The sequence below is a fragment of the Rubritepida flocculans DSM 14296 genome, from assembly GCF_000425365.1.
Lineage (GTDB): Bacteria > Pseudomonadota > Alphaproteobacteria > Acetobacterales > Acetobacteraceae > Roseococcus > Roseococcus flocculans.
This window is the reverse complement of the sequence record NZ_AUDH01000014.1, coordinates 1-26954: the sequence shown is the minus strand read 5'-3', so window position 1 is coordinate 26954 and position 26954 is coordinate 1. Positions and strand designations below refer to the sequence as shown.

Genomic DNA, 26954 nt, shown 5'->3' with positions numbered 1-26954 from the left:
GACCGTATCACACGGCGAGCGACATGCCGATGGGCGGCGTGGCGTCCTCGGGCAGCGGGCAGACGTATCTGCCGCCGCTGCGCTCGCGGTGCTCGGCCTTCGCGGCGGCGATCAGCTCGGGCCGGCGCAGCAGGTCCACCGCCGTGCCGGCCATCACCTTCGCCACATGCACCATGCCCTTGTGCGCGTAGGGCAGCTTGCCCTGCGCCGTGGCCTGCCAGGAATGCAGAGGCGTGCCGATGGCGTGCGTCGCGCCCCGCGCCTGCACGGTGGGGACCACCCAGCTCACATCGCCCACATCGGTGCTGCCGATCATCGGCGCGCGCCTGCTCTCGAGCGGCACCACGCGCTGCGTCAGCGGCGAGTCGTCGCGCGGCAGCCCCATCTTGCGGAAGGCGCTGGCGATCTCCTCCTCCGAGAGCGTGGCCTGGAACCGGGCGGCGATGCGCCGGTCCTCGGCGTCGAAGGGGGGCGGGCCGAGGCGGTCGAGATTGTCCTGCATCGTCCGCTCCAGCACGCTGTTGCCGAGCAGGTTGGAGACGGCCGAGATCACCCGCGCCTCCACGCGCGTGCCCGTCATCAGCGCGGCCCCCTGCGCGATGTCGCGCACGCGCGGCACCAGGGCGTTGAGCGCCGTCACATCCGCGGCGCGGATCAGGTAGCGCACCTTCGCGCGCGCCTGCACCACGTTGGGCGCCACCCCGCCGGCGTCGAGATAGGCGTAGTGGATGCGGCTCTCCTGCGGGATGTGCTCGCGCAGGTAGTTCACGCCCACGCTCATCAGCTCCACCGCGTCGAGCGCGCTGCGCCCCAGATGCGGGCTCGCCGCCGCATGGCTCGCGCGGCCGGTGAAGGTGAAGTCGATGCGCGTGTTGGCGAGGCTCAGCGGCTCGTTCACGCCGGCGAAGGCCGAGGGGTGCCAGGAGATCGCGACATCCACGTCGTCGAACAGGCCCGCACGGGCCATGAAGCCCTTGGCCGCCCCGCCCTCCTCGGCCGGGCAGCCGTAGTAGCGCACGCGCGCCTGGATGCCCTCCGCCTTCAGCCATTCCTTCAGCGCCGTGGCGGCGAGCAGCGAGCCCGCGCCGAGCAGGTTGTGGCCGCAGCCATGGCCGTTGCCATCGCCGGGGATGGGCCGGGGCTCGGCCACCCCGGCCTCGTTGGAGAGGCCGGGCAGCGCGTCGAACTCGCCCAGTATGGCGATGACGGGCCCGCCCTCGCCCGCCTCGCCCATCATCGCGGTCGGGATGCCGGCGAGGTTCTGCGTGACGCGGAAGCCCTCGCGCTCGAGATACTGCGTGTGCTCGGCGGCGGAGCGCGTCTCGGCATAGGCGAGTTCGGGCATGCCCCAGACGCGGTCGGACAGCTCGATGGCCGGCTGCGCCTTCTCGTCCACCAGGCGCCAGATGGGTTCGCTGTTCTGCATGCCCCCACCATGCACCCGGCGGGGCGGGGGTGGCGAGCCCCCCGGAGCAGATCGCCCATGGCTGCAATCGGCCATGGCGCCGAGCTGCTCGGAACGACTCGGCGAGAGCGGTTCCCGGTCGTCTGGAAACCGCCCTAGCGGCGCAGCGAGAGGATGTAGGACACCAGCGCGTCCATCTCCGTCCGGCTCAGCCGGTAGTCGGGCATGCCGGCGTGCGGCGTCTGGAGGAAGACGCGCAGGGAGGCCTCGGTGGTGGAGGGCAGCGCGGCGATGGCGGGGAAGCTCGCCGCCGCATCCCCGGCGGGCGGGCGCTGGCCGGGCGCCACGGCGTGGCAGTTGGCGCACCACTGGTGCGCGAGGCGCTGCCCCTCGCCGATCAGCACCGGCGCGGGGCCCTGCCCCGCCGCCGGGCTCGCCAGCAGCACCAGCAGCCCCAGCAGCGCCATCCGCTTCATGCCGAACGCCTTTCGTCCCTCACCGGCGCGACGCTGGCACGGCCCCGCGCGGCTGCGCAAGTCAGCGGCGGAAGCTGTCGCGCAGATCGCGCGAGAGGCGGCGGAGGCCGGGCGCGAGCCAGCCGAGGGTGAGCACATGCCGGATCGGGTCCACCATGCGGAAGCCCGCGCGCACGCGCGGGGCGAGCGTCGGGTCCGGGCGGAAGGCCACCTCGGCGGGGCGATAGACGCAGGTGGTGCGCTCGCGCGGAAAGCGCGGATCGGGCGCGAGCCCGGCGCCCGCGGCCAGAAGGTCCAGCGTCTCGGGCACGAAGCCGTGCACATGGGCGAAGTGCAGCCGGTCGAAGGCGGGGCGCGGATTGGGGCCCATGTCGGGCACGGAGAGGTAGAGCACCCCCCCGGGCTTCAGCACCGCCGCGAGCCGCCGCAGCACCGCGAGCGGATCGCGCAGATGCTCGAACACATGGTGCGAGGTGATGGCGTCATAGGGCCCCGCCCCCTCGGGCAGGGCGGCATGGACGGTGACGCCGAGGCGCCGCGCATGGGCGGCATAGGCCTCGCCCGGCTCCACCCCCTCCATGGCCCAGCCGGCCGCCGCGCCGGCCTGCAGGAACTCGCCCGAGCCCGAGCCGTAGTCGAGCACCCGCGCCCCCGGCCCCAGCACGGGGGCGAGCAGCGCCACGCGCCGCGCCGCCTCCGCCCGGGTGCGGACCAGGTGCCGCCGCGGCGGCTTCGTGCCGACGAGCTGGTAATCCATCCGGTAGTGGTGGCGGTAATACTCGGCCAGCTCCTCCTCCGTCGGCATCGGGTCGGTGCGGATCAGCCCGCAGCCGGCGCAGATCACGGTGCCGAGGCGCTTGAGGCGCCGGTCATGCGCGGAGAGCGGCAGCGTCTCCGCCCCGCCGCACAGCGCGCAGGGCTCGTGCCGGCCGCGATAGGGGTAGGGCGTGAAGGGAATGAAGCCGGCGGCGAGCCGCGCGAGATGGGCCATGGCGGGGCTTATGGCCGCGCCTCAGGCGAGGCGCAACGCCGCCCGCCGCTCCGCCGCGCCCTCGGGGTCCGCGGCCTCGGCGAGCCGGGTGGCGGCGAGCCGGGCGAGGCGCAGCGTGAGCGCCCGCCGCCGCGCGGGCGCCAGCGCCGCCTCGGGCGGAGCGCGGCGCAGCGCCGCCTCGCGCCCGGCCACCACCAGCAGCCCCGGCTCGGCGGGCAGCAGCGCCTCGGGGAAGTCGAGGTCCACGGCGAAGAGGAAGGCGTCGCACCAGGCGGCGTAGTCGCCCCATTTCGCGTCGCTCAGATAGTCCCGCGCGCCGGACTTCACCTCGATGATCACGAGCCCGCCATCGGCGCGAATCGCCAGCACATCCGCCCGCCGCCCGTCGGGCAGCGGCACCTCGGCGAGCGGCGCCCAGCCCTGGGCGAGACACCAGCGCAGCACCGCGCGGGTGATGGCCTCGGTGCGCGCCCGCGCGCCGAGGGGCGTGTCAGACAAGCGCGTCGATGGCGCGGGCGAGCGCCACGTCGCGCGCCGAGAGCCCGCCTGCGTCATGCGTGGTCAGCGTGATCTCGACGCGGTTGTAGACGTTGAACCACTCGGGGTGGTGGTCCTGCCGCTCGGCCAGCAGGGCGACGCGCGCCATGAAGCCCCAGGCGGCGTTGAAATCGCGGAAGCGGAAGGCGCGCTGGATCGCGTCCCGCCCCTCCAGCACGCGCCATTCCGGCAACAGCTCCGGCAGCGCGGCCCGCGCCGCCTCGTCCAGCTTCTCGACCATCCGGCCCTCCCCATGCGATGACGCACCATGCGCCCGACCACGCCCCCGAGCCTCGAGGACATACTGGAGATGGCGGAGGATGCGCTCGCCGCCATCCCCCGCGAGCTGCGCGAGATGGTGCGCGGGGCGGCCATCGTCGTCGAGGAGATCCCCGATGACGAAACGGTGGCCGAAATGGAGCTGGAAAGCCCCTGGGAACTGACGGGGCTCTACCGCGGCACGCCGCTGACCCGCAAATCCCTCGCCGACACCCCCGGCGAGCCGGACACCATCCTGCTCTACCGCGAACCCATCCTCCTCGAATGGATCGAGACGGGCGAAGACCTGTTCCGCCTCGTCCGCAACGTGCTGATCCACGAAATCGCCCACCACTTCGGCCTCTCCGACGCCGACATCGCGCGGCTGGAACAGGAGGAAGACCAGTAGCAAAGGCGAGAGCCGGGAAGGGGCGCGCCCCCGGGGAAGGGCGCTGCCCTTCCCCGCACCCCATCCCGCCAAGGGGCAGTGGCCCCTTGGAACCCGGAACCGTGTCGGGCTCGGGGGGAGGGGCCGGCGGAACCGCCGGGCCAAACGCTCGCGTCGGCCCCTCCCCCCAAGCCCGACTGATGCCCGAGGTCCAGGAGGCTACAGCCTCCTGGCGGGGTGAGGTCTGGAGAGGGGCGGCGCCCCTCTCCAGCAACGCCCTTCCCGGTTCTCGCCTCGCTACCGGAGTGCCTCCTGCACCGCCTCGATGGATGCGGCGGCGCCGAGGGCGAGGTCGCGGGCGACGCGGGAGGCGACGCCGGCCACGGCCCAGCCGTCCCGGGTGCGGGTGAGGACTGGCCCGCCCGAGGCGCCGCGCGTGCCCGCGCAATCGTGCAGCAGCACGCCGTCGCGCGCCTCGAGGAGTCGGCAGTCCAGGTCCGCCTGCAGCACCTCGGGCGCATCGGCCTGGTAGCCGCCAAGCATGAGGGGGCTGCGCGGCGGGGGCGGGCGATCGAGCAGGGGCAGGAAGGGCCCTGGCAGGGGGGTTTCGAGGGTGAGGATGGCCCAGTCCTCGCGCGCCGGGCCGCCGCTCACCGGATCGTAGCCCAGGCCCATGCGGTAATGGGCGACGCGCGCCCGCGCCCGGAAGGCCCCTCGCTCATAGCCGAGCAGGAAGAGGACCGCGTGCGGGTGGGCGAAGGCGAGGCTGCCGGGCGCGACGAGGCAATGCGCGGCCGTCAGCACCTGGTCGGGCGCGATGAGGGTGCCGGTGCAGCGGCTGCCCAGCCCCGTCACCACCCGGCCGAGCGCCGCCCAGGGCATCTCGCGCGGGCTCACCACGCGGCGCGGGTCCTCCGAGCCGATGCCGGGCAGGGCCGGGGCGGGCGGGGGCGCGCCGGGCTTGCCCTGGGCGAGCGCCGGGCCGGCGGCCAGCAGCAGCAGCGCGACGATCAGCGCGGCATGACGCCAGCGGCCGCTTTCGCCCGCGTCACGGCGAGCGGCCGAGGGCATGATACGGTCGGCATGACAAGCCGAGCGTATCGCGCGCAGGGTTGGTGTGGCGGCTGCGCGCCGAAACAAAGGCATACCAGCGGCCGCACGGACTTTTAAGGAGTCGAGATCAGCGGCCGCTGGCATGAGGCGGATCATGCGGTCAGCATCTCCTCCACCCAGGCGGGCACGAGGCGGCTCGCGGGGCCATGCCGGGTCTCGTCGAAGAGCGAGGCGCCCTCCGAGGGTTCGAGGTTGATCTCGAGCGTCCGCGCCCGGCCGCGCAGCTCGGCCACGAAGCCCGCGGCGGGCCAGACCCGGCCCGAGGTGCCGATGGAGACGAAGAGGTCGCAGCCGGCCAGCGCCTCCTGGATGCGCGCCATGTGCAGCGGCATCTCGCCGAACCAGACGACATGCGGGCGCAGCCGCCCCGCCGCCCCGCAGCCGGGGCAGGCGGAGTGCGGGGCGATGTCCTCCAGCCAAGGGTGGTCCTCGCCGCAGGCAAGGCAGCGGGCGCGGCGCAGCTCGCCATGCATGTGCAGCAGGCGGCGGGCGCCGGCGCGCTCGTGCAGGTCGTCCACGTTCTGGGTGACGAGCAGGAAATCGCCGCGCGTCCAGAGCGCGTCGAGCCGCGCCAGGGCCAGATGGGCCGGGTTGGGCGCGACGCGGAAAAGCTGCGCGCGCCGCGCGTTGTAGAAGCCCTGCACCCGCGCGGGATCGGCGGCGAAGGCCTCGGGGGTCGCCACCTCCTCGAGCCGCACCTGGCTCCAGATGCCGCCCAGGTCGCGGAAGGTGGCGAGCCCGCTCTCGGCCGAAATCCCCGCGCCGGTGAGGACGACGAGGTTCACCGCCGCACCCCCCCTCAGGCCGCGCGGGCGGGGCGCGCCTCCTCGTTCGCCGGGCGCGGGGGCCGCGCGGCGGGCGGCGTGGAGGTCGCGGGGATCAGGGTGGCCCACCAGCACAGCGCCAACATGGCGACGAAGGCGAGCGGCACCAGGGCCCCCACCGCCCAGAGCAGCACCCAGGGCGTCCAGTAATAGGCGGCCAGCGCGAGGGCCATCGCGACATTGCCGATGGCCAGCAGCCAGGCGCGGCCCTGGGCGTCCATCGCCGCGCCGTCCTCGACGGGCACGCCGGAGACGGGCGGCTCCACCGGCGCGCGGGCGGCGAGCCCGCCCAGCAGCGCGAGAGCCAGCGCGGCTGCGCCCACCAGCAGGGCCACCCCCGCCCCCTCCCCGGCCGAGAAGAGCCAGGCGGCGCCCGCAAGCCCGATGCCCGCGATGGCCCAGGGCAGCAGGGCGGCGAGCCGCGCCGCGGCCGAGACCCGCGAGGGCGCGCCCATGGAGTCGCCCATCTGCCGCAGGTTCTGGATCCAGAACAGCCCCGCCAGCGGCAGCGAGGCGAGGAACAGCGCCCAGCCCACCGGGCTGTGCAGCCCCTCGAAGCCGGAGCGGATGCCCAGCGCCGAGAACAGCGCCCAGAGCGCGAAGGGCGTGAGCATGAAGCCCGCGATGGCGAAGGGAACCCAGCGCCTCATCGGGCGGGCTCGCGGTGGCTGGGGGTCATGGGGGGCTCCTTGGTTGAAAGCGCCCGGCAGATGGCCGGGCGCCCCCAATATGGCAAGGTACTGATGAAGGAAATGTCATGAGCGCCCTGCATGGCGCCGCATCAATGGCGATGCCCCTGCCCCATCTGCATCTGCCGCGCCCCGGCCGCCTGTACGGCGAGCTGGATGGTCACCTCGCCGGCGCGTTCGAAGCGCAGGGTGACGGGCACGCTCTGCCCCGCGACCAGCGGCTGGGTGAGGCCGATCAGCATCAGGTGCAGCCCGCCGGGCTGGAGGCTGACGCTGCCATTCCCCGGCACGGGGATGTCGTTCACCGGGCGCATGCGCATCACCTCGCCCTCGCGGATATGGGTGTGCAGCTCCATGCGCTGGGCGGCGGGCGAGGAGGCGGCGAGCAGCCGGTCCGGCTCGGCCGCCGTGTTGCGGATGACGAGGAAGCCCGCCCCCTGCGCGCCCTGGTTGGCGGCGCGGGTCCAGGGGTTCTCGAGGCGCAGCGCGCCGGCCTCGATGGTCTGGGCGAGGGCGGGGCGAAGCGGAAGGGCGGCCAGCATCAGGGCGGCGCCCGCAAGGGTGCGACGGGAGATCATGGTGTCATGTCCTGGCGTGAGAGTGGCGTCACGGCGCGGGCGAGCGCCCGGCCGGTCGGGTGGGGGCTCAGGCCAGGGCGGGCGGGGCGCGGGGGGCGTGGGGCGCGACGCGGCCGGGGGGCAGGCGCAGCGCCTCGCCCTGCCCGTGCCAGGGGGCGGGCGCCGCGAGCCGCGGGGGCGCGGCCCGCACCGGAGGCGGCGGCGGCACCAGCTCGGGAAGCCCGTGGCAGACGGGGCAGAAGCCCCCCTCGGCGGCGGGCTCGGGCGGCTCCAGCGGCTCGCCGCCGGGGCCGAGCAGCAGGAGCCTCTTCCCCTCCGGCGTGCAGATGTCCGCCAGCAGCCCCTCGCCCGGCGAGAGCCCCCGCAGGCAATGGGCCAGCGCCGCCCCCGACTGCACCAGCAGCAGGAGCGCGAAGCAGCGCGCCAGGAAGGGCCTCAACCTTGCCACATGGGAGGCTTATCCCCCCCGCCCGCGCGCTTCAAGCCGCCAGCGCGTATTCCACCTCGGGCGTATAGACCGCCTGCTCCTTGCCGAGCCGCGAGGAGAACAGCACGAAATGCTCCATCGGCACGGGCTCGGTGCGGAACAGGGCCTGGGCCTGGAGGAAGGCGGCGAGCTTCTCCACCGGCGCGCCCTCGCAGCGCGCCAGCGTCACATGCGGGGTGAAGCGCCGCCGCTCGGGCGGCAGGCCGGCGCGCTGCAGCGCCGTCTCGATCTTGGCCTGGAGGTGCGAGAGCGCCGGGCTGCGCTCGGCCAGCGCGTGCAGGGACTGCACCCTGCCCTGCTTCTCGAAGACGCCTAGCCCGGCCAGCGCCAGGTCGAAGGGCCGCGCGCGGATGGCGGCGAGCGCGAGGTCCACCTCCTCGCACTGGAAGGCCGGCACCTCGCCGATGAAACGCAGGGTGAGGTGGTAGTTCTCCGGCGGCACCCAGCGCAGGCCGGGAATCCGGAGCGTCAGGCTGGCCAGGCGATCGCGCACCGCCTCCGGAAGCGTGAGAGCGACGAAGAGACGCATCGGGCACCCCCTTCCGGATTCGCGCGCTTATCCTGCGGCCTGGGCGGCGGCGCGGTCCAGCACTTGTTCCACGAAGGGCAGGATGCGGCGGACCATCTCGGCCACACCCTCGGCGTTGGGATGGATGCCGTCGGGCTGGTTCAGCCGCGGCTCGCCCGCCACCCCCTCCAGAAAGAAGGGCATGAACACCAGCCCGGGCCGGCGCGCCGCCGCCTCGGTGAAGATGGCGTGGAAGGCGCGGCCGTAATCCGCGCCCAGGTTGGGCGGCGCGTGCATGCCCGCGAGCAGGGTGGGAATGCGCCGCGCCTCGAGCCGCGCGAGGATGGAGTCGAGCGCGGCGGCCATCTGCGCGACCGGCAGGCCGCGCAGCCCGTCATTGCCGCCCAGCGCCACGAGGGCGGCCTGGGGCCGGTCGGCCAGCGCCCAGTCGAGCCGCGCCGCGCCGCCGGCCATGGTGTCGCCCGAAACCCCGCCATCCAGCACCCGCACCGCCCGCCCGCGCGCGGCGAGCGCGGCCTGGAGCTGGGGCACGAAGCCCTGGCCGCGCGGCAGCCCGTAGCCCGCCGTCAGGCTGTCGCCCAGCGCCAGCAGGCGCTGCGGCTGCGCCGCCCGGGCGGGCAGCGCCCCGCCCCCGGCCAGCAGCAGGGCCTTTCGCAGCGCAGCGCGCCGCCCATATCGGTGCATCATGGACACGATCATCCCCCCCCCCCCGCCGCTCATCGAGGCGCGGGGCCTGCGCTTCGAGGTGGGGGGAAGCGCGGGGCGGGTCAACATCCTCAAGGGCGTGGACCTGACGGTGCGCGAGGGCGAGGCGGTCGGCGTCGTCGGCCCCTCGGGCTCGGGCAAGACCTCGCTGCTCATGCTGCTCGCGGGGCTGGAGCGCCCGACCGCGGGCACGCTGCGCGTGGCGGGGCGCGACCTTACGGCGCTGGACGAGGACGCGCTGGCCCGCTTCCGGCGCGAGGAGGTGGGCATCGTCTTCCAGGCCTTCCACCTGGTGCCGACCATGACGGCGCTGGAGAACGTTGCGATCCCGCTCGAGTTCTCGGGCGACGAACACGCCTTCGCCCGCGCCGAGGCGGCGCTCAGGGCGGTGGGGCTCGGCCATCGCCTCGCGCACTACCCGGGCCAGCTCTCGGGCGGCGAGCAGCAGCGCGTGGCGGTGGCCCGCGCCTTCGTGGCCCTGCCGCGGCTGATCCTGGCCGACGAGCCCACCGGCAACCTCGACCGCGCCACCGGCCAGGCGGTGATGGACCTGCTTTTCGATCTGCGGGCGAAATACGGCACCACCCTCATCCTCATCACCCATGACCCCGCACTGGCCGCGCGCTGCGAGCGCCAGGTGCATGTGGCCGACGGGATGATCGAGCGCGACACGGCGCTCGCCCCCGCATGAGGAACCTCCGCCTCGGCCTGACGCTCGCACGGCGGGAGCTGCGCGCGGGCCCGCGCGGGCTGCTGATCGTGCTGCTCTGCCTCGCGCTCGGCGTTGCGGCCATCGCCGCGGTGGGCACGCTGCGCGCGGGGGTGCAGGCGGGGCTGCAGGCCGATGGCGCGCGCATCCTGGGCGGCGATCTCGAAATCCGCAGCGGCTACCAGCCGCTGGAGCCGGAGGTGCTGCGCGCCGTGGAGGCGCGCGGCGGCGTGGTGAGCGAGGTGCGCCTGCTGCGCGCCATGCTCGTCGCCTCCTCGGGCGAGCGCAGCCTCGTGGAGGTGAAGGCGGCGGATGGGCGCTATCCGCTCTACGGCGCGCTCGTCCTGGCGCCCGAGGTCGCGCTGCGCGGCCCCGTGCTGGCGGCCGAGCCCGCGGTGGCCGAGCGCCTCGGCCTCGCGCCCGGCGATGCGGTGCGGCTGGGCGAGGGGCGCTTCACCTTCGCCGCCAGCATCGCCGAGGAGCCGGACCGGGTGGCCACCCCCACCGCCTTCGGCCCGCGCGTGATCCTGCCCCTCGACCAGTTGCCGGCGACGGGGCTGATCCAGCCGGGCAGCCTGATCGCGCACGAGTATCGCATCCGCCTGCCGGCCGGGGTCTCGGCGCGCGGCTTCGCCGCCGAGCTGCGCACGGCCTTCCCCGGCGCGCCCTGGCGCATCCGCCTCGCCGAGCAGGCCGAGCCCGGGGTGAGCCGCTTCCTCGACCGCGCGGCCGCCTTCCTCACCCTCGCGGGCCTCACGGCGCTGCTGGTGGGCGGCATCGGCGTGGCGACGGGGGTGCGCGCCTGGCTGGAGGCGCGGGCGCGCAGCATCGCCACGCTGCGCTGCCTGGGCGCGCCGGCGGGGGCGATCTTCGCGGCCTATCTGTTCCAGGTGCTGGCCCTGGCGGGGCTCGGCATCCTGCTCGGACTCGTCGCGGGCTGGGGGCTGACCATGCTGGCGGCGCAGGCGCTCTCGGGCGCGCTGCCGGTGCCGCCGCGGCTGGGCGTCTATCCGGCCCCGCTCGCGCTCGCGGCGCTCTACGGGCTGCTCACGGCGCTGACCTTCGCGCTCTGGCCGCTCGGGCGGGCGGGGCGCATCCCCGGGGCGGCGCTGTTCCGCGACGTGCTGGGCGGGGGGGCGCGCTGGCCGGGGCTCGGCGTCGCGCTGCTGAACGCGCTGGCGGCGGCGGCGCTGGTGGCGCTCGTCATCGGCACGGCCGAGCAGCCCTTCTTCGCCGCGGCCTTCTGCGCCGGGGCGGCGGCGGCGATCCTCGCCTTCCGCCTGGGTGCGGCGCTGCTGATGTGGGGGGCGCGGCGGCTCTCCCACATCCGCCGGCCGGCGCTGCGGCTGGGGCTTGCGAACCTGCACCGGCCCGGCGCCCCCACCCCCATCATGCTCATGGCCATCGGCCTCGGCCTGACCACGCTGGCCGCCATCGCGCAGATCGAGGGGAACCTGCGCGCGGCCATCGGCGGCGAGATGCCGCGCGCCGCGCCCAACTTCTTCTTCATCGACATCCAGCCCGACCAGGTGGGCGAGTTCGACCGCCTGGCCCGCTCCATCCCCGGCGTCGAGGAAATCCGCCGCGTGCCCTCGCTGCGCGCGCGCATCAGCGCGGTGAACGGCGTGCCGGCCGAGGAGGTGCGCGCCACCCCCGAGACGGCCTGGGCGCTGCGCGGCGAGCGCGGCCTGACCTATGCGGCCGCACCGCCGCCGGGCACGCGCCTCGTGGCGGGCGAATGGTGGCCGGCGGACCATGCGGGGCCCACCCTCGTCTCCTTCGATGCGAATCTCGCGCGCGGCTGGGGGGTGGGCATCGGCGACACCATCACGGTGAACGTGCTGGGCCGCGACGTGGAGATGACCATCGCCAATCTGCGCCATGTGGAATGGCGCAGCCTGGCGATGAACTTCGCGCTGATCGCCTCGCCCGGGCTGCTCTCGGCCGCGCCGCACACCCATCTCGCCACCGTGCGCGGCGATCCGGCGCAGGATTCGGCGCTGCTGCGCCGGATCACCGACTCGCTGCCCAATGTCTCGGGCATCCGCGTGCGCGAGGCGCTGGAGCAGGTGGCGCAACTGCTCGGGCGCATCGGCACGGCGCTGACGGCCACGGGCTCGGTCACGCTGCTCGCGGGGGCGCTGGTGCTGGCGGGCGCGGTGGCGGCGGGGCAGCGCCGGCGGGTGCGCGAGGCGGTGGTGCTCAAGACCGTGGGCGCCACGCGCGCGCAGATCCGCCGCGCCTTCCTGGTGGAGTTCGGGGTGCTCGGCGCCTTCGCGGGGCTGCTGGCGGCGGCGGCGGGCACGGCGGCCGCCTGGGGCGTGGTGGTGGGCGTGATGCGCCAGGGCTGGGTGTTCCTGCCCGGCACGCTCGCCGCGACGGTGCTGGGCTGCATGGCGCTGGTGCTCGCCTTCGGCTATGCCGGCACGGCGCTCGCGCTGCGCGCGCGGCCCGCGCCCCTGCTCAGGAACGAATGACGCGGGCTTCCGTTTTCGGTTGAACCGGATTACAAGAACTCCATATCCTGCTCATGCGGGATTTCCGCGTCCCCAGGAGGATCAGACACACATGGCTACTCAACCCGAATCGCGCTGGACGCAGCCGCTGCAAGGCTGGGGCCGCAGCGCCGCCGTGGATCAGGCCGCGATCGACGAGGGCCTGCGCGGCTACATGCTGCGCGTCTACAACTGGATGGCGTCCGGCCTGCTGCTGACGGGCATCGTCGCCTATCTCATCGCCCACAACCCCGCGATCGCGGAGCTGTTCTACACCACCGTGCGCACCCCGCGCGGGCTGGCGACGGCGCCGACGATCCTGGGCTGGATCGCGATGTTCGCGCCGCTCGCCTTCGTCCTCGTCCTCTCCTTCGGCATCAACCGGATGAGCAAGACGACGGCGCAGGCGCTGTTCTGGCTCTTCGCGGCGGTGATGGGCGCGAGCCTGTCGAACATCTTCGTGATCTACACGAAGGCCTCGATCGCCAGCACCTTCTTCGTCTGCGCGAGCATGTTCGCGGCGATGAGCCTGATCGGCTACACCACGCAGCGCGACCTGACGAAGATGGGCAGCTTCCTGCTGATGGGGCTGATCGGCATCATCCTGGCCTCGCTGGTCAACATCTTCCTCGGCTCGCCGGCCATCGCCTTCGCGATCTCGGTGCTCGGCGTCGTGATCTTCTGCGGCCTCACCGCCTGGGACACGCAGCGGATCAAGAACGACTACATCGAGTTCGCCTATGCCGAGGGCACGGAGATGGCGGGCAAGCGCAGCGTGATGGACGCGCTGGCGCTCTACCTGAACTTCATCAACCTGTTCCAGTTCCTGCTGCAGTTCATGGGCGCCCGCAACCAGGACTGACGGCAGGGCCGGAGCACGGCCCGCATGGCCCGGCGGAGCGATCCGCCGGGCTTTTTTCATCCGCGCTCAGCGCGCCGCGTAGCCCTCGCCCGCCACCGCCTCGGCCACCTGCGCGGGGCTCAGCACCGTCTCGGCGCGCAGCGCGCCCGAGGGCAGCGCGATCTCCACCTTCGCCGCCGGGTCGCGCGCCTGGATGGCCGCCGTCACCGCCTTCACGCAATGGCCGCAGCTCAGCCCCTCCACGGTCAGTTCCACGACGGCCATGCTCACCCCTCCAGGTGCTCGATGATGGGACATTCCGGGCGGTGGTCGCCCGCGCAGGCGCGCGCCAGATGCCGCAGCGAGGCGGCCACGGCCTGCAGGGAGCGCGCCTTCTCCTCCAGCGCCTCGACATGGCTCATGGCGATGCGCTGCACCTCGGCCGACTGGCGCGAACTGTCCTGCCAGAGCGCGAGCAGCCGCTTCACCTCGGAGAGCGGGAAGGCGAGCTCCCGCGCATGGCGGATGAAGCGCAGCACCGCCACGTCGCGCTCGGTGTAGCGGCGGTAGTTGTTCGCCCGCCGCTCCGGCCGGATCAGCCCCAGGGTCTCGTAATGCCGGATCATCTTGGCGCTGACGCCGCTCGCGGCCGCCGCTTCGCCGATGTTCATCTCTCCCATCCCTCGACCGGGCGCCACCGCGCGAGCAGCAGCGCATTGCCGAGCACCGAGACGGAGGAGGCCGCCATGGCCGCCCCCGCCAGCGCCGGCGACAAGAGGCCGAACGCCGCCAGCGGCAGTCCCGCCGCGTTGTAGGCGAAGGCCCAGAACAGGTTCTGCCGGATCTTGGCGCGCGTGGCCCGCGCCACCGCGATGGCCGCGGGCACCAGCGCGGGGTCCGAGCGCAGCAGGGCGATCCCGGCCGCGGCGATGGCCGCCTCCGTCCCCTGCCCCATGGCGATGCCGAGATCGGCCGCGGCCAGCGCCGGCGCGTCGTTCACGCCATCGCCCACCATCGCCACCCGCGCGCCCTCGGCGCGGCGCGCCGCGACCCAGGCGGATTTCTCCTCCGGCAGCAGCCCGGCCGCGACCTCCGCGATGCCGAGGCGCGCCGCCGCCGCCCGCGCCGCCGCGGGCGAATCGCCCGAGAGCATGGCCACGCCGAGGCCCATGGCGCGAAGCCGCGCCACCGCCTCGGCCGCGCCCGGGCGCAGCGAATCCTCGAAGGCGAGCAGCGCGAGCGCCCGCCCCCCCTCGCCCAGCCAGGCGAGGGTCCGGCCCCGCCCTTCCTCCTCGGCCGCCTCGGCCGCGAAGGCGCCGCCCGCGCCGCGCTCCTCCGCCAGGCGCCGGTTGCCGAGCCAGAGCGCGCGCCCCGCCACGACCCCCGTGACACCCCGGCCAGGCAGGGCGCGGAAGCCCTCCACCGGCGCCGGCGGCGCGCCATGGGCGGCCAGCACGGCGCGGGCGAGCGGATGCTCGCTGTGCTGCTGCAGCGCGGCGGCGAGGGCGAGCGCCCCCTCCTCGGCGGCGTGATGCGCGGCGAGGATGGGCCGCCCCTCGGTCAGCGTGCCCGTCTTGTCGAAGGCGACGAGCCGCACGGCGTGCCCGCGCTCGATCGCCTCCGCGTCGCGCAGCAGGATCCCCGCCCGCGCGGCCGCCCCCGTCCCGGCCATGATGGCGGCCGGCGTGGCGAGGCCGAGCGCGCAGGGGCAGGCGATGACCAGCACCGCGACGGCGTGGATCACCGCCTCCTCCACCCCCGCCCCGGCGATCAGCCAGCCCGCCAGCGTGGCGAGGGCGATGGCCGCCACCACGGGCACGAAGACGGCCGAGACGCGGTCCACCAGCTTCTGGATGGGCGCGCGGCTGGCCTGGGCCGCGGCCACCAGCGCGGCCACGCGGGCCAGCACCGTCTCCTCGCCCACGGCGGTGACGCGCAGGGTCAGCGCGCCATCGAGCACCACCGTGCCGGTGGCGAGGGAATCGCCGGGCCCCTTGGGCACGGGGCGGCTTTCGCCGGTCAGCGCGCTCTCGTCGAGGCCCGCCTCGCCCGCCTCGATCACGCCATCAGCCGGCACGCGCTCGCCGGGGCGCAGCGCCACCCTCTCCCCCACGCGCAGCAGGGCGGCGGGGACCTCGCGCTCGCCCTCCGCTTCGATGCGCCGCGCGGTGCGGGGCTTGAGATCGAGCAGCGCCTGGATCGCGCCCGCGGTGGCGCGCTTGGCCCGCGCCTCCAGCCGCTTGCCGACCAGCACGAAGAAGATCACGAGCGCGACCGCCTCGAAATAGAGGTGATGGGCCTGCGCCTCGGTCAGCAGCATCCAGAGCGAGAGGCCATAGGCCGCGCTGGTGCCCATGGCCACGAGCAGGTCCATGTTGCCCGTGCGCGCGCGCAGCGCCGCCGCCCCCGCGCGGTAGAAGCGCCAGCCCAGGCCGAACTGCAGCGGCGTGGCGAGCGCGAGCTGCCACCAGCCGCCCGGCATCCAGTCCCGGCCCAGCGCCATGCCGATCATGCCGATGAGGAAGGGCGCGGCCAGCAGCGCGGCGAGGGCGAGGGCCAGATCCTCCCACGGAAGCCCGCGCCGCGCCCCGGCCGAAGCGAGCCCATAGCCCGCCCGCGCCACCGCGGCCTCCAGCGCCGCCGTCTGCGTGCCCTCCAGCACGCGCAGCGTGGCGCGCTCGGAGGCGAAGTTCACCGCCGCCTCCAGCACCCCGGGCACGGACGCGAGCGCCCGCTCCAGCCGCCGCGCGCAGCTCGCGCAGCTCATGCCGGTGATGGCGAGCTCCATCACGCGCTCGCGCAGCCCGTAGCCCGCCTGGCGCAGCGCGGCCTCCAGGGCGGAAAGCGGGGCGCTTCCGGCCACCTCGGCGCTCTCCTCGGCAAGGTTCACGCGGGCGGAGACGACGCCGGGCACGGCGGCCAGCGCGCGTTCGACGCGGCCCGCGCAGCTCGCGCAGCTCATGCCCGAGACGGGAAGGCGGAGGCGTTCGAGGGGGGTGACCTGATCCATCATGCGCCGCGAGGTGGTGCCTGCCACCGTGGCAGGGTCAAGCCCGCCCGACCTTGCGCTGGCGCAAGGAGCAGCGCACATCCCGGCCATGCGCGCCCTGCTGCTTCTCCTCGCCCTCGCCCTGCCGCTGCCCGCCCTGGCGCAGAACGCGGCCCAGCCCGGGGAGTTCCGGGTGGTGAACCGCGCCGGGGTGGAGGCCATCGCGCTGCACGCCGTGCGCAGCCCGCGCGGGGCGCAGAACGACTGGGGCGGCAACCTGCTGCGCCCCGACCGCCCGCTGGCCGATGGCGCGGGCTTTCGCGTGAACCCCGCCGCCGACGCCGGCTGCCGCTTCGACCTGCGCCTCGTCTTCGCCGACGGGCGCGAGGCGCGGCTCGCCGGGCAGGACATCTGCGTGAACCGGCAGATCGAGGTGACCCAGGCCGCGCGCCCCGCCCAGGCCGCGCAGCCCGCGCCGCGCCCCGCGGGCCCAGCCTCGCGCGAGCTGGTGGTCGAGCCCAACCGCCAGGCGCGCCAGGTCTCGACCGGCACGGGCTTCCTGATCGCCGAGGGCCGGGTGATGACGAACGAGCACGTCATCAACGGCTGCAACCGGGTCATCCTGCGCACGCCCTCGGGCCACTGGATGGAGGCGCGCCCGCCCGCGCGGGTGGATGCGGCGCTCGACCTCGCGCTGCTGAACGTGCCGGGGCTGGTCGGCCCCGCCCTGCCCTTCCGCACCGGCCCCGAGGTGCGGCGCGGCGAGGGGGTGGTGGCCTATGGCTTCCCGCTCGCGGGGCTGCTCTCTTCCGACCCCAAGCTCACCCAGGGGGTGGTGAACGGGCTGCGCGGGCTGGGCGACAATCCGAACCAGTACCAGATCAGCGCCGAGGTGCAGCCGGGCAACTCGGGCGGGCCGCTTCTGGACATGCAGGGGCGCGTGGTGGGCGTGATCGTCTCCAAGCTCAACGCCCAGCGGGTGGCCCAGCGCACGGGCGACATCGCGCAGAACGTGAACTTCGCCGTGCAGGGCCAGGCGGCGCTCGCCTTCGCCCGCCGGGCGGGGGTGGAGCCGCGCGTGGCCGAGGGCGCGGGGCGGGATTTGCCCACCGCCGATGTGGGCGAGATCGCGCACCGCTCCACCCTGTTCATCCGCTGCGAGCGCTGAGGGCCCTGCCCCGCCCCCTCGCGGCGGGGGCGTTCCTTCGGTAGTCTCGCCCGCAGACGCCCGAGGGAGACCGTCATGCATCGCCGCGCCGTGCTCGCCGCGCCCGCGCTCGCCGCGCCCCTGCTGATCTCCGCCGAGGCGGCGGCCCAGCCCGCCCCGCTCGTCACCGAGGAGTTCATGATCCCCGCCCGCGATGCGGGAATCGAGCTGTTCCTGCGCAACAAGCGGCCGGCGAATCTGACAAGCTTCTCGCCCGCACGCACCCTGCTCTTCGTGCATGGCGCGACCTATCCGGCGCACACGAGCTTCGACCTGCCGCTCGGCGGCCTCTCCTGGATGGACTACATCGCCGGCCGCGGCTTCGATGTCTGGAGCCTCGACCTGCGCGGCTATGGCCGCTCCACCCGCCCGCCGGAGATGGGCCAGCCGCCCGAGGCGAATCCGCCCCTCGTGCGCGGCGAGACGGCGGTGGCCGACATCGCCGCCGCCGCCGCCTTCATCCGCCAGCGCCGGAGCCTCCCGCGCCTCGTGCACATGGGCTGGTCCTGGGGCACGGCGACGCAGGGGCGCTTCGCCGCCGAGAATCCCGGGCTGGTGGAGCGCCTCGTGCTCTACGCGCCGGTCTGGCTGCGCGAGGGCGCCTCGCCCGCCGCCGCCGGCGCCACGGCGGAGCTCGGCGCCTATCGCTTCGTCACCCAAGCCCAGGCGCGCGAGCGCTGGCTCGCCGGCGTGCCGGATTCGGCGCGCAACACGATCATCCCCGCCGGCTGGTTCGAGCATTGGGCCGGCGTGACCTGGGCGACCGACCCCGAGGGGCTGCGCCGCAACCCGCCCGCGCTCCGCGCGCCCAACGGCGTGCTGCTGGACAGCCGCGAGTTCTGGCAGGCCGGCCGCCCCTTCTACGACCCCGGCCGCATCACTGCCCCCACCCTGCTGGTGGTGGGCGAGTGGGACCGCGACACGCCCCCCTCCATGGCCTTCGCCATCCTGCCGCTGCTCACGGCCTCGCCGGGCAGGCGCCTCGTGGTGCTGGGCGAGGGCACCCACACCATGATGATGGAGCGCAACCGGGGCGCGCTGTTCCAGGCCGTGCAGGTCTTTCTCGAAGAGGCATCCGCGTGAGTTTTCCGAGCCGACCCAGCATCTGCTTCGCCCATGTGGCCTATCGCTGCGGCGAGCGCTTCGCCGCGCGCGGCGCGCCCTTTCCCTTCTTCGAGGTGCGCTCGCTGCCCGAGCTCGAGGCGCGCATCGGCGAGGCGGATGTGCTCGTCGTCAGCGGGCTGTGGCGCAACACGCTGCCCGCCCTCTCGCCCCGGCTGAAGTTCGTGCAGTCCCTCTCCGCCGGCACGGACCAGTATGACCGCGCGGTGTTCGCCCGGCACGGCATCCGCCTCGCCTCCGCCGCCGGGGCCAACGCCAATGCGGTGGCCGAACACGCGGTGGGGCTGCTGCTCGGCGTCACGCGCAGGCTCTTCCTGGCGCGCGACGACCAGCACCGCCGGCACTGGTCCGGCATGAAGGGCGATTTCGCCGAGCGCGAGGACGAGCTTGCGGGCAAGACCGCGCTCGTCGTCGGCACGGGGCGGATCGGGGCGAAGCTGATCCGGCTGCTCAAGGCCTTCGACATGCGGGTGATCGCCGTGCGCCAGAACCCCGAGGCCGGGGCGGCCGGGGCGGACGAGGTGCACGCCGCCGCCGCCCTGCCCTCGCTTCTGCCGCAGGCCGATGCGGTGATCCTCGTCTGCCCGCTGACGGAGGCCACGCGCGGGCTGATCCATGCGGGCAGCTTCGCGGCCATGAAGCCCACGGCCATCCTCGTGAACTGCGCGCGCGGGCCGGTGGTGGAGGAGGCGGCGCTGATCGCCGCCCTCGCCGAGGGGCGCATCCGCGCCGCCGCACTCGACGTCTTCGCCACCGAGCCCCTGCCGCCCGAGAGCCCGCTCTGGCGCCTGCCCAACAGCTTCGTCACACCGCACACGGGCGGCGAGACCTGCGCCTACGAGAACAACGTGCTGGACCTGATGCTGGAGAACATCGCCCGGCTGCAGCGGGGCGAGGCCGCCCTCGTGAACCAGGTCGTCTGAATGGCGCTGCTGCTCTCGCCGCGCTGGTCCTGGTGCGCCGAGACGGGGCTGCGCGAGCGCCCGCACATCCTCGTGGAGGGCGACCGCATCGCGGCCATCCTCGCCGAGCCGCCCTCCATGGACGCGGAGCGCATCGCGCTCGAGGACGGGCTGCTGCTGCCCGGCCTGATCAACCTGCACAACCACGCCTTCTCCGCGCCCCTGTTCCGCGGCCTCGCGGACGACATCGCGCCCGGCGCGCTGCCCGGGCACATCCTCTTCTCGCTGCTCATGCCGCTCGGCGACCTGGTGGCCGAGATCATGGACCCCGAGGAGATCGGGGACGCGGTGGAGATGGCGCTGCTCGAATGCCTGATGACGGGCACGACGGCCATGCTCGACATCTGGCGGCCGCAGCAGCGCGCCTTCATCCCGCGCGCGCGCGCGCTCGGCCTGCGCACCTGGTCCTGCCCCTACCTGTTCACGCGGCCCAACCTCGCCATGGGCGCGGACGGCAGGCCCGAATGGCGCGGCGAGGACGCCTCCGAGGCCAGCTTCGACTTCGTGATGCGCCTCTTCGCCGAGGCGCATGAGGGCCCGGACGGGCTCGCCTCCGTGGGCTTCGGCCCGCATGGGCCCGACAGCAACTCGCCCGAACTGCTGCGCCGGGTGGACCGCGCGGCGCGCGAGATGGGTGCGCTCGTCTCCATCCACTGCGCGCAGAACCCGCTCGAGATCGCGGCGGTGGAGGCGGCGCACGGCCGGCGCAGCGTGGCGCATCTCGCCGAATGCGGGCTGCTGCGGCCGGGCGTGATCCTCGGCCACTGCATGTTCGCGACCGACGAGGAGATCGCGCAGGTGCGGGATGCGGGGGCGGCCATCGCCTCCTGCCCGCTCGGCTTCGCGCGCTCGGGCCGGGCGGTGCCGCTCGCGCGCTTCCTCGCCTCGGGGGTGCGGCTCGGCATCGGCACGGACGGCGTGACGCTCGACATGGTGGACGAGCTGCGCGCCGCGGCGGTGCTGGCCCGGACGCAGTCGGGCGATCCCTCGCAGGGCGCGGCGGAGCGGCTGCTTGCGGCCGCGACGCGGGATTCCGCCGATGCGCTGGGCCGGCCCGATCTCGGGCGGCTCACGCCGGGCTCGCGGGCCGATCTCGTGATGTTCGACCTCTCCGCCCCGCGCTACCAGCCGGTGTGGAACCCGCTCCGCGCGCTGCTCACCAACGGCGCGGGGCGGGACGCGCACACGGTCGTCACCGCGGGCAGGCTGCGGGTGGCCCACCGCACCCTGCTGCGCGGCGACGCCGCGGCCATCACCCGGCGCGGGGCCGCCGCCATCGCGCGCGTCTGGGCGGAGGCGGAGCGGCGTGGGGCCATCCCCGCCGCCATCGCCGCGCGGAGGGCCGCCGCATGAGGGCCACGCCGCAGACCGAGGAGACCATCGCCGCCATCCGCGCGGACGCGCGCTTCCGCCACGCCTGCGAGGTGATGCGCGCCGAGCATGAGCGCACGGTGCAGGACATCATCGCGCTGACCGAAATCCCAGCACCCCCTTTCGGCGAGGAGAAGCGCGCGGCCGCCTATCTCGAGATGCTGCGCGCCCATGGCCTCGAGGAGGTGGAGCAGGACGCGGTGGGCAATGTGATGGGCCTGCGCCGCGGCTTCGGCAATGGCGACATCCTGGTGGTGGCGGCGCATCTCGACACGGTGTTCCCCGCCGGCACCGATGTGCGCGTCCGCCGCGAGGGCACGAAGCTCTTCGCCCCCGGGGTGGGGGACGACACGCGCAGCCTCGCCGTCAACCTCGCCTTCCTGCGCGCGATGGACGCGGCCGGCATCCGCACGCGGCACGACATCCTCTTCCTCGGCGATGTCGGCGAGGAAGGCTTGGGCGATCTGCGCGGCGTGCGCCACCTCTTCGCCCATCACCCGAAGCGCGCCCGCTTCCGCGCCTTCCTCACGGTGGACAGCCCGGATGTGGAGCGCATCGTCACCGGCGGCATCGGCTCGCGCCGCTACCGCGTCACCTTCCGCGGCCCGGGCGGGCACAGCTTTGCCGCCTTCGGCCTCGTGAACCCCGTCTATGCGATGGCCGAGGCGGCCCGCGCGCTCGCCGCCATCCCCGTCCCGCGCGAGCCGGTGACCACGCATTGCGTCAGCGTCGTCGCGGGCGGGACCTCGATCAACGCCATCCCCGAGGCGGTGACGATGGAGGTGGATCTGCGCTCCGCCGGGGCGGAGGAACTCGCGAAGCTGGAGGCCGCCTTCCTCGCCGGGGTGGAGGCCGCGGTGGCCGCGGAGAACGCGGCGCGCCAGGGCACGCTCAAGGCCGAGGTGCAGCGGGTGGGCGACCGGCCCGCAGGCCACACGCCCAACGGCGCGCCCATCGCGCGGCTGGCGGCGGCGGCGGTGGCGGCCGAGGGCTACACGCCCGGCTTCGAATGGTCCTCCACGGATGCGAACATCCCGATGAGCCTCGGCATCCCCGCGCTGCGCATCGGCTCGGGCGGCACGGGCGGGCGGGCCCATTCGCTGGAGGAGTGGATCGACGTGGAGATCGAATCCTCGCTGCGCGGCATGCGCGCGAGCCTGGCGACGATCCTCGCCGTCGCGGAGATGGAGCTCTCGGCATGACATTGATCGTGCGCATGGGCGATGTGACGCCCTATTCCCCCGCCAACCACCACGGCACGGTGAACCACCGGCTGATCGGCCCCGAGACGGTGGGCGCGCGGCAAGTGGAGGTGCTGCACGGCACGCTGCAGCCCGGCGGCGCCGCCCTGCCGCACGCCCATCCCGGCATCGAGCAGGTCTGCTACATCCTCGCCGGGCGCGCGCGCGTCGCCTGCAACGGCGAGGAGGGCGAGATCGGCCCCGGCGACGCCTGCTTCTTCCCCGCCGATGCGGAACACCTGTTCCAGGTGATCGGCGAGGAGCCCGTGCGCGTGCTCGTGATCTACGCGCCCCCCTATGGCGAGAACCCGCAGAAGGTGATCCGCCGCCACGTCCAAGGAGACTGAGGAAGATGCACCGCCGCCAGATCATCGCCGTCGCCCCGCTGCTGCCGCTCCTCGCGCGCCCCGCGCGCGCCCAGGGGGCGGGCCCCGCCGAGTGGCGGCCCAGCCGCCCCATCACCCTCGTCGTGCCCTTCGCGGCCGGCTCGGGCACCGATGCGGTGGCGCGCACCCTCGCGCCGCTCCTCGCCGCCGAGCTCGGCGGCGCGACGGTGACGGTGGACAACCGCCCCGGCGCCAATGGCGCCATCGCCGCCATGGCGGTGGTGCGCGCCCCCGCCGACGGGCACACGCTCTTCGTCACCACCAACACGCCGCACGCCGCCAACCCCTGGCTGATGCGCCGGCTGGAATACGACCCGATCGCGGATTTCACGCCCATCTCGCGGCTCGGCAACTACACCTTCTGGCTGGTGGTGAACCCGGCCCTGCCGGCGCGCAACCTGGCGGAGTTCGCGGCCCATGCGCGCGCCAACCCGGGGCGCGTCACCTACGCCTCGGGCAACTCCTCCGGCATCGTGGCGAGCGCGGCCATCGCCCGCCACGCGGGGGTGGAGATGACGCATGTGCCCTACCGCTCCGTGCCCCCCGCGCTGACCGATGTGCTGGCGGGCCGCGTGGACTCGATGGTGGTGGACCTCGCCCCCTCCATCGCCCATGTGCGCGAGGGGCGGCTGCGCGCGCTCGGCATCACCTCCGGCAGCCGCAGCAGCCTGGTGCCCGAGGTGCCCACCCTGGCCGAGCAGGGCATGAGCGGCTTCGAGATGCTGAGCTGGGCCGCGCTGCTCGGCCCCGCCCGGCTCCCGGCGGAGGTGACCCAGGCGCTCTCGGCCGCCATGCTGCGCGTGGGCGCGAAGCCCGAATACCGCGAGGGCATGGCGCGCGTCTTCTTCGAGGGGGTGACCTCCACGCCCGAGGAGCTGGGGCGCTTCATCGTCGCGCAGATCGCCTCCTGGGGGCAGATGATCCGCAGCGCGGGGATCGAGCCCGAGTAGCATGCGCCGGCGCCGCCGCCCCAGCCTCTGGCGTCGGGCGCTCGGCGCCCTGTTCCTGCTGCTGATCGCCCTGCCGCTCGGCGCGCTCGCGGCGCTGTGGTGGACGCTGCCGGCGCGCGAGGCGCGCATCGCCCTGCCCGGCCTCTCCGCCCCGGTGGAAATCCGCCTCGGCGCGGAGGGCGTGCCGCGCATCGCCGCGGCGAACGAGCGCGACGCCGCCATGGCGCTCGGCTACCTGCACGCGCGCGACCGCCTGTTCCAGATGGAGACGATGCGCCGCGGCGCGCAGGGCCGGCTCGCGGAGGTGGCGGGGCCGGCGGCGCTGCGCGCGGACCGATTCACCCGTCTGCTCGGCCTCGCGCAGCGGGCGGAGGAGGATCTCGCCGCCCTCGACGCCCCCACCCGCGCGCTGCTCGACGCCTATGCGCTGGGCGTGAACGCGCGCATCGCCGAGCGCGGGCGCTTCGCCGCGCCGGAGTTCCTGATCCTGGGCGCGCCCGAGGCCTGGCGGCCCGAACATTCGCTGCTCTGGGCGAAGGTGATGGGGCTCTGGCTCTCGGGCAACTGGCGCACGGAGATCGAGCGCGCGCGGCTCGCCGCCGTGCTGCCCGAGGGGAGGGTGTGGGATCTCTGGCCGCTCGACCGCAGCGCGGGGCGGGCGGATGTCGCCGCGCTGCCGGGGCTCGAGCGGCTGCTCGCCGCCATCCCGCGCTTCGGCGAGGACGCGCCCCTGCCCTCCTCCGCCTCCAACGCCTGGGCGGTGGCGGGCGCGCGCAGCGCCTCGGGCGCGCCGCTGCTCGCGGCCGACCCGCATCTGGGCTATGGCGCGCCCATCCTGTGGTATCTCGCGCGCATCGAGTTCCCCGACGGGCGCTTCCTCGCCGGGGCCACCGCGCCGGGCGTGCCCTTCCTCGTCATCGGCCGCAACGCCGATCTCGCCTGGGGCTTCACCACCACCCATTCCGACACGCAGGACGTGTTCCTCGACCCGGAATCCGCTGCGCGCGTCACCCGCACCGAGGTGATCCGCGTGCGCGGGGGGGCGCCGGTGACGATGACGGTGCGCGAGACGGCGAATGGCCCCGTCGTCTCCGACCTCGACGAGACGCCGCGCGGCGATGGCCGCGTGCTCAGCCTGCGCATGGCGAACCTGGAGCCGCGCGACAGCTCGGCGCGCGGGCTGCTCGCGCTCAACCGCGCGCGCAGCCTCGCCGAGGCGCGGGCGGCGGCCGCGCTCATCGCCTCGCCGCCGCAGAACCTGATGGTGGCCGAGCGCGGGGGCGGCATCGCCATGTATCTCACCGGCCGCACGCCGCTGCGCGCCGAGGGCCATGACGGCGCGCAGCCCGGAACCGAGCCCTGGCGCGGCTTCCTCGACTTCGAGGCGCTGCCGCATGTGGAGAACCCGGCCTCGGGCGTGCTGGTCAACGCCAACAACCGGGTGAGCCCGGAGGGGCACCCGGCCTTCCTGGGCCGGGACTGGCCGGGCGACTGGCGCTTCCGCCGCATCCACGCCCTGCTGGCCGAGCGCGAGCGGCACGATGCGGCGGGCTTCGCCGCCATGCAGATGGACGCGCTCTCGCTGCTCGCCCGCGAATCCCTTCCCCTGCTGCGCGCCCTGCCGCGAGGGACGGGCGCGCTCGCCGCGGCGCAGGCGCTGCTCGCGGAGTGGGACGGGACCATGGCAGCCGAGCGCCCCGAGCCGCTGATCTGGGCCGGCTTCGCCCGGCGCATGCCGCAGCTCGCCCTCGCCCAGGCGCGGGTGCCCGAGGCGCCGGCGAGTGCCGAGTTCCTGCGCTTCCTCCTCTCGGGCGAGGAGCGCGCCGCCTGGTGGTGCGGCGGCGATTGCCGCGCCATGGCGGCGCTGGCGCTGGCCGAGGCGGTGGGCGAGCTCGCGCGCGAGCACGGGCCCGATCCCGCGCGCTGGCGCTGGGGCGCGGCGCATCTCGCGCGCTTCGAACACCCTCTGCTGCGCTTCGTCCCGGGCCTCGGGGCGCTGGTCGGGCTTTCCGCCCCCGTCTCGGGCGATGGCGAGACGGTGCAGCGCCAGTCCTTCCGCGCGGGCGGGCGGGCGCCCTTCCAGGCCGTGCACGGGGCGGGGCTGCGCTTCGTGGCCGACCTCGCCGATCCTGACGGAGCGCTCGCCGTCATCGCCACCGGCCAGTCGGGCCATCCGCTCTCGCCGCATTGGAGCGACCAGTTCGAGGCCTGGCGGACGGGCGGGATGCGCCGCCTCTCCCGCGTGCCGGGCGCGAGCACCGGCATGCTGCGCCTCTCGCCCTGATGCTGCAGCCCGTCACGCTCGGGCTGCTCGCGGCCTTCGTGGGCTTCGCCTCCTCCTTCGCGGTGGTGCTGGCGGGCTTCGCGGCGGTGGGGGCGAGCCCGGAGCAGGCGGCCTCGGGGCTCGTGGTGCTCTGCCTGCTGATGGGGGGGCTCGGGCTCGGCTTCTCGCTTCTCTGGCGCATGCCCGTCAGCATCGCCTGGTCCACCCCGGGGGCGGCGCTGCTGGTGACGACGGGCGCGCCGGAGGGCGGCTTCGCGGCCGCGGTGGGCGCCTTCCTGGCGGCGGCGCTGCTGCTGGTGCTGGCCGGGCTGTGGCGGCCCTTCGCGCGGGCGGTGGAGCGCATCCCGCCGCCGCTCGCCGCCGCCATGCTGGCGGGGGTGCTGCTCGATCTCTGCCTCGCCCCGGTGCGGGCGGTGGGGGCGCTGCCCTTCCTCGCCCTGCCCGTGGTGCTGGCCTGGGCGCTGATGCTGCGGCTCGCGCGGCTCTGGGCCGTGCCGGCGGCGGTGCTGGTCGCGGTGGCGGCGCTGGCGCTGGGGCCCGGCCTGCCCGGGACGGCGCGCTTCACCCCGCCCGCGCTCGTCTGGGTGAGCCCCGCCTTCGAGTGGGGGGCGATGGTGGGCATCGCGCTGCCGCTGTTCCTCGTCACCATGGCCTCGCAGAACCTGCCGGGCCTCGCCGTGCTGCAGGCCAATGGCTACCGGCCCGCCATGCGGCCGGTCTTCCTCGCCACCGGGGCGGGCAGCTTCGCCGGCGGCTTCTTCGGCGGGCAGCTCGTGAACCTCGCCGCCATCACCGCGGCGCTGTGCGCGGGGCCCGAGGCGCATCCGGACCCGAAGCGCCGCTGGGTGGCGGGGGCGGTGGCGAGCCTCGGCTATCTCGGCTTCGCCCTCGTCTCGGGCGTGGCGGCGAGCGTGGTGGCGGCCGCGCCGCCGCTGCTGATCCAGGCGGTGGCCGGGCTCGCGCTGCTGGGCTCGCTCGCGGGGGCGCTCTCCACGGCGCTCTCGGCCGAGGCGACGCGGCTGCCCGCCATCGCCACCTTCGTCATCGCCGCCTCGGGCCTCTCGGTGCTCGGGATCGGCGCGGCCTTCTGGGGCTTGCTCGCGGGGGGCGCGCTCTATGCGCTGCTCGCGCCGCGCGCCTAGACAGAAACTCCCTCGGCTTGTGGTTCGAGGGAGCACTTGAAGCCGAGCTTTATGATTTGGGCGGCGAGGTGACGTGCCTGCTGTTCTGGCGAGCGTTGGTGGAAGTGATTTGGTCCGAGATCGTGCCAGAAGGTTCCGTTTTGGAGCATGTGCCAGACGGCGGTGAGGATGGAGGCGGCGACGGCGCAGATGGCTTTTTTCGGTCCGCGGCGCTGTCGCAGATGGTGGAACTGGGCGCGGAGATAGCTGTCCTTCTTGCGGGTGGCGGCCCAGGC

The 26954-nt window shown here is 74.8% G+C and carries 28 protein-coding genes and 1 pseudogene; 13 read left to right on the top strand and 16 right to left on the bottom strand.

What is annotated here, in order from left to right:
- Positions 1 to 7: 7 nt before the first annotated feature.
- From H596_RS0112525 to H596_RS0112505, 5 genes are all read right to left on the bottom strand, one after another.
- On the bottom strand, positions 8 to 1426 hold the full coding sequence (locus tag H596_RS0112525) for a M20 family metallopeptidase (RefSeq protein WP_027285185.1): 1419 nt from the start codon (positions 1424 to 1426) through the stop codon (positions 8 to 10).
- A gap of 134 nt (positions 1427 to 1560) precedes the next feature.
- The gene (locus tag H596_RS0112520; RefSeq protein WP_027285184.1) at positions 1561 to 1881 is read right to left on the bottom strand and encodes a c-type cytochrome; all 321 of its coding nucleotides are present in this window, start codon (positions 1879 to 1881) and stop codon (positions 1561 to 1563) included.
- Positions 1882 to 1942: 61 nt separating this feature from the next.
- Positions 1943 to 2872 (bottom strand): class I SAM-dependent methyltransferase, encoded by a 930-nt coding sequence (locus H596_RS0112515; protein WP_027285183.1) that lies wholly within the window; start codon positions 2870 to 2872, stop codon positions 1943 to 1945.
- Between the two features lie 21 nt (positions 2873 to 2893).
- Positions 2894 to 3370 carry an MmcB family DNA repair protein gene (locus H596_RS0112510; protein WP_027285182.1) on the bottom strand — a complete coding sequence of 159 codons (477 nt, stop codon included), beginning with the start codon at positions 3368 to 3370 and terminating at the stop codon, positions 2894 to 2896.
- Positions 3363 to 3650 (bottom strand): 4a-hydroxytetrahydrobiopterin dehydratase, encoded by a 288-nt coding sequence (locus H596_RS0112505; RefSeq protein ID WP_027285181.1) that lies wholly within the window; start codon positions 3648 to 3650, stop codon positions 3363 to 3365. The genes H596_RS0112510 and H596_RS0112505 overlap by 8 nt, the downstream gene beginning before the upstream one ends.
- Before the next feature lie 27 nt (positions 3651 to 3677).
- Between H596_RS0112505 and H596_RS0112500 the strand changes: the two genes are divergently transcribed.
- Positions 3678 to 4076: a metallopeptidase family protein gene (locus tag H596_RS0112500; protein WP_027285180.1), complete on the top strand. Its 399-nt coding sequence runs from the start codon at positions 3678 to 3680 to the stop codon at positions 4074 to 4076.
- A 276-nt stretch (positions 4077 to 4352) separates the two neighbouring features.
- On the opposite strand, the gene H596_RS0112495 is transcribed toward H596_RS0112500, so the two are convergent.
- The 7 genes from H596_RS0112495 to H596_RS0112465 form a co-directional block, all read right to left on the bottom strand.
- Positions 4353 to 5126, bottom strand: a complete 774-nt coding sequence (locus tag H596_RS0112495) for a trypsin-like serine peptidase (RefSeq protein WP_051212921.1) — start codon at positions 5124 to 5126, stop codon at positions 4353 to 4355.
- 134 nt (positions 5127 to 5260) lie between these two features.
- Complete coding sequence (locus H596_RS0112490) at positions 5261 to 5953, bottom strand: NAD-dependent deacylase (RefSeq protein ID WP_027285178.1); 693 nt, start codon at positions 5951 to 5953, stop codon at positions 5261 to 5263.
- A 14-nt stretch (positions 5954 to 5967) separates the two neighbouring features.
- Positions 5968 to 6642 (bottom strand): hypothetical protein, encoded by a 675-nt coding sequence (locus H596_RS23840; RefSeq protein WP_027285177.1) that lies wholly within the window; start codon positions 6640 to 6642, stop codon positions 5968 to 5970.
- Between the two features lie 131 nt (positions 6643 to 6773).
- A complete protein-coding gene (locus H596_RS21390) occupies positions 6774 to 7259 on the bottom strand; it encodes a copper chaperone PCu(A)C (protein ID WP_037301255.1) in 486 nt (161 codons plus the stop codon).
- A 67-nt stretch (positions 7260 to 7326) separates the two neighbouring features.
- The gene (locus tag H596_RS0112475; protein WP_027285176.1) at positions 7327 to 7698 is read right to left on the bottom strand and encodes a hypothetical protein; all 372 of its coding nucleotides are present in this window, start codon (positions 7696 to 7698) and stop codon (positions 7327 to 7329) included.
- A 40-nt stretch (positions 7699 to 7738) separates the two neighbouring features.
- Complete coding sequence (gene thpR / locus H596_RS0112470) at positions 7739 to 8275, bottom strand: RNA 2',3'-cyclic phosphodiesterase (RefSeq protein WP_027285175.1); 537 nt, start codon at positions 8273 to 8275, stop codon at positions 7739 to 7741.
- A 27-nt stretch (positions 8276 to 8302) separates the two neighbouring features.
- Positions 8303 to 8962, bottom strand: a complete 660-nt coding sequence (locus H596_RS0112465) for an arylesterase (protein WP_084602743.1) — start codon at positions 8960 to 8962, stop codon at positions 8303 to 8305.
- On the opposite strand from H596_RS0112465, the gene H596_RS0112460 reads away from it, so the two are divergent.
- From H596_RS0112460 to H596_RS0112450, 3 genes are all read left to right on the top strand, one after another.
- Entirely contained in the window at positions 8961 to 9671 is a 711-nt protein-coding gene (locus H596_RS0112460; protein WP_027285173.1) for an ABC transporter ATP-binding protein, read from the top strand. The two genes, H596_RS0112465 and H596_RS0112460, sit on opposite strands and share 2 nt — an antisense overlap.
- Positions 9668 to 12166 (top strand): ABC transporter permease, encoded by a 2499-nt coding sequence (locus tag H596_RS24865; protein ID WP_027285172.1) that lies wholly within the window; start codon positions 9668 to 9670, stop codon positions 12164 to 12166. Before H596_RS0112460 ends, H596_RS24865 begins: the two co-directional genes overlap by 4 nt.
- A 91-nt stretch (positions 12167 to 12257) precedes the next feature.
- Positions 12258 to 13046: a Bax inhibitor-1/YccA family protein gene (locus H596_RS0112450; RefSeq protein WP_027285171.1), complete on the top strand. Its 789-nt coding sequence runs from the start codon at positions 12258 to 12260 to the stop codon at positions 13044 to 13046.
- Positions 13047 to 13112: 66 nt separating this feature from the next.
- On the opposite strand, the gene H596_RS0112445 is transcribed toward H596_RS0112450, so the two are convergent.
- From H596_RS0112445 to H596_RS0112435, 3 genes are read right to left on the bottom strand one after another with little or no spacing between them, the layout of a single operon-like run.
- Complete coding sequence (locus tag H596_RS0112445) at positions 13113 to 13310, bottom strand: heavy-metal-associated domain-containing protein (RefSeq protein ID WP_027285170.1); 198 nt, start codon at positions 13308 to 13310, stop codon at positions 13113 to 13115.
- Between the two features lie 2 nt (positions 13311 to 13312).
- Positions 13313 to 13696, bottom strand: a complete 384-nt coding sequence (gene cueR / locus H596_RS0112440) for a Cu(I)-responsive transcriptional regulator (protein ID WP_027285169.1) — start codon at positions 13694 to 13696, stop codon at positions 13313 to 13315.
- On the bottom strand, positions 13693 to 16038 hold the full coding sequence (locus tag H596_RS0112435; RefSeq protein WP_027285168.1) for a heavy metal translocating P-type ATPase: 2346 nt from the start codon (positions 16036 to 16038) through the stop codon (positions 13693 to 13695). The genes cueR and H596_RS0112435 overlap by 4 nt, the downstream gene beginning before the upstream one ends.
- Positions 16039 to 16123: 85 nt before the next feature.
- On the opposite strand from H596_RS0112435, the gene H596_RS0112430 reads away from it, so the two are divergent.
- The 9 genes from H596_RS0112430 (at position 16124) to H596_RS0112390 (ending at position 26679) form a co-directional block, all read left to right on the top strand.
- A complete protein-coding gene (locus tag H596_RS0112430; RefSeq protein WP_037301252.1) occupies positions 16124 to 17182 on the top strand; it encodes a trypsin-like peptidase domain-containing protein in 1059 nt (352 codons plus the stop codon).
- A gap of 75 nt (positions 17183 to 17257) precedes the next feature.
- The gene (locus H596_RS0112425) at positions 17258 to 18304 is read left to right on the top strand and encodes an alpha/beta hydrolase (protein ID WP_027285166.1); all 1047 of its coding nucleotides are present in this window, start codon (positions 17258 to 17260) and stop codon (positions 18302 to 18304) included.
- Positions 18301 to 19266: a D-2-hydroxyacid dehydrogenase gene (locus tag H596_RS0112420; RefSeq protein ID WP_211225275.1), complete on the top strand. Its 966-nt coding sequence runs from the start codon at positions 18301 to 18303 to the stop codon at positions 19264 to 19266. Before H596_RS0112425 ends, H596_RS0112420 begins: the two co-directional genes overlap by 4 nt.
- Positions 19267 to 20658, top strand: coding sequence for an amidohydrolase family protein (locus H596_RS0112415; protein ID WP_027285164.1), 1392 nt, complete (start codon positions 19267 to 19269; stop codon positions 20656 to 20658).
- Positions 20655 to 21878 (top strand): M20/M25/M40 family metallo-hydrolase, encoded by a 1224-nt coding sequence (locus H596_RS0112410; RefSeq protein WP_027285163.1) that lies wholly within the window; start codon positions 20655 to 20657, stop codon positions 21876 to 21878. Before H596_RS0112415 ends, H596_RS0112410 begins: the two co-directional genes overlap by 4 nt.
- On the top strand, positions 21875 to 22264 hold the full coding sequence (locus H596_RS0112405) for a cupin domain-containing protein (protein WP_027285162.1): 390 nt from the start codon (positions 21875 to 21877) through the stop codon (positions 22262 to 22264). Before H596_RS0112410 ends, H596_RS0112405 begins: the two co-directional genes overlap by 4 nt.
- Positions 22265 to 22269: 5 nt before the next feature.
- The gene (locus H596_RS0112400; protein WP_027285161.1) at positions 22270 to 23253 is read left to right on the top strand and encodes a Bug family tripartite tricarboxylate transporter substrate binding protein; all 984 of its coding nucleotides are present in this window, start codon (positions 22270 to 22272) and stop codon (positions 23251 to 23253) included.
- 1 nt (position 23254) lies between these two features.
- Positions 23255 to 25537, top strand: a complete 2283-nt coding sequence (locus H596_RS0112395) for a penicillin acylase family protein (RefSeq protein WP_027285160.1) — start codon at positions 23255 to 23257, stop codon at positions 25535 to 25537.
- Complete coding sequence (locus H596_RS0112390) at positions 25537 to 26679, top strand: benzoate/H(+) symporter BenE family transporter (protein WP_037301249.1); 1143 nt, start codon at positions 25537 to 25539, stop codon at positions 26677 to 26679. The genes H596_RS0112395 and H596_RS0112390 overlap by 1 nt, the downstream gene beginning before the upstream one ends.
- Here H596_RS0112390 and H596_RS24980 read toward each other — a convergent pair.
- A pseudogene (locus tag H596_RS24980) lies at positions 26676 to 26954 on the bottom strand (IS110 family transposase); the annotation flags it as partial. The gene H596_RS0112390 and the pseudogene H596_RS24980 sit on opposite strands and share 4 nt — an antisense overlap.